Source organism: Streptomyces sp. sk2.1 (assembly GCF_008120935.1).
In the GTDB taxonomy this organism is placed as follows: domain Bacteria; phylum Actinomycetota; class Actinomycetes; order Streptomycetales; family Streptomycetaceae; genus Streptomyces.
Genome location: NZ_RDBO01000191.1, coordinates 1 through 1,558, shown reverse-complemented (window position 1 = coordinate 1,558; position 1,558 = coordinate 1). Strand labels below are relative to the sequence as shown.

3 protein-coding genes are annotated in these 1,558 nt (G+C 71.2%); 1 reads left to right on the top strand and 2 read right to left on the bottom strand.

Annotated features, from left to right (window positions below):
* On the top strand, positions 1-674 hold a 674-nt coding region (locus EAO76_RS42335; protein WP_148841539.1), incomplete at its 5' end, for a SpoIIE family protein phosphatase.
* Positions 675-739: 65 nt separating this feature from the next.
* Here EAO76_RS42335 and EAO76_RS45125 read toward each other — a convergent pair.
* Positions 740-916: a hypothetical protein gene (locus tag EAO76_RS45125; RefSeq protein WP_187439036.1), complete on the bottom strand. Its 177-nt coding sequence runs from the start codon at positions 914-916 to the stop codon at positions 740-742.
* A 92-nt stretch (positions 917-1,008) separates the two neighbouring features.
* Positions 1,009-1,558: hypothetical protein (locus EAO76_RS42330; protein ID WP_222872274.1), on the bottom strand; the 550-nt coding region annotated here is incomplete at its 5' end.

The window sequence follows — 1,558 nt, the reverse complement described above, 5'->3', positions numbered from 1 at the left end:
TCGGCGGGGTGGACTTCGAGGCGGTCGAGCTGGACGCGCCCGCGGGCGCCACGCTGCTGCTGTACACCGACGGCCTGGTGGAGTCCCGGCTGCGGGACGTGTGGACCGGCATCGAGATGCTGCGCGAACGGCTCGCCGCCACCGCCCGGCTCACCGGCCCGGACCACTCGCCGCCGCTGGAGGCGCTGTGCGACGACGTCCTGGACATGCTCGGCCCCGGTGACCGGGACGACGACATCGCGCTGCTCGCCGCCCGGTTCGACGGGATCGCGCCGAGCGACGTCGCCTACTGGCACCTGAAGCCGGAGGAGACCGCCCCGGGCCGGGCCCGCAGGCTGGTCCGCCGCGCGCTCAGCCGGTGGGAGCTGGATGACCTCTCCGACGTGGTGGAACTGCTCGTCAGCGAGGTGGTCACCAACGCCGTCCGTTACGCGGAGCGACCGGTTTCGCTGCGGTTGCTGCGCACCGACATCCTTCGCTGCGAGGTCGGCGACGACGCCCCGCAGCTGCCCCGGCAGCGCCGGGCGCGGGACATGGACGAGGGCGGTCGCGGCATCTTCCTGGTGAACCGGCTGGCCAGACGGTGGGGAGCGACCCGGCTCTCGACCGGCAAGGTCGTCTGGTTCGAGCTGAGTCTGCTGCCAGATCGAGCAGCGAACAGCTGGAAGCAGTAGCGCTGGCCGATCCGCTCTTCGGGGTTGGCCGAGCCCGGCAGCGAGCCGAGCCCGGCCAGTTTCGACTACAGGTTGTTCTCAAGCCACCAGAAGGCGAGGCCGACGGTGCCGGCTCCGGTGGCGTAGGCGGCGCCGCGGAGGGCGCTGGAGAGCAGTGCGTGGCTGCGGCGGGTGAGCCAGCGTTTCGTGCGGCGGATTCGGCTGGTTTGGTCCGTGGTGCCGGGGTGGTGGGTACTGTGCATGTGGTACTCCGTTGTTCCGGGTGCTGTTGCAGGGGTCCGGCGGGGGCTGGGCGGCGTAGGAACCTTTGGCCCCGGCCGGACTTCTTTCTTTTTCACCGGCTGACGGCGAGTTCGTGGATGCGGTCGGCGAGGTGAGGGACGGGGCGGCAGACGAGGCCGTCGTCGTCGTGGTGGTTGGTGAGGCGCTCGAAGTCCGCTTCCAGCCGCCCGGTGAGCACGGTGCGGCGGGTGTTGTGGCGGGCGGAGTAGCCGGTGACGGTTTCCAGTGCCTTCAGGAACTCTTCCGGGTCCGTGTCGAGGGGGGCCGGGCCGAGCTGGAAGAGGGCGGTGGTGACCTGCTGCTTCCAGAACTGGGCTTCGCGGCCCTCGCCGAGGCCGAGGTGGTCCAGGTAGAGGCAGTACGCGGCGGCGGTGCTTCCGGCGCCGGCTGCGAATCTCCACCAGAACCGGGCGCTTTCGGGGTGGTGGGCGAGGTAGAGCATGCACGCGAAGACCTGGACGCCGTCGACGTCGACGGCGCTGGTCCAGCCGTCGAACTGCGCGACGCTCTCGTCGTTGCCGAGGAGCGCGGTGAGTTCTTCCACGTGCGTGGCGGCCCCGGCCTGGGTGACGGCCCAGCGGGCCATGACCCCGAGGCGGCGG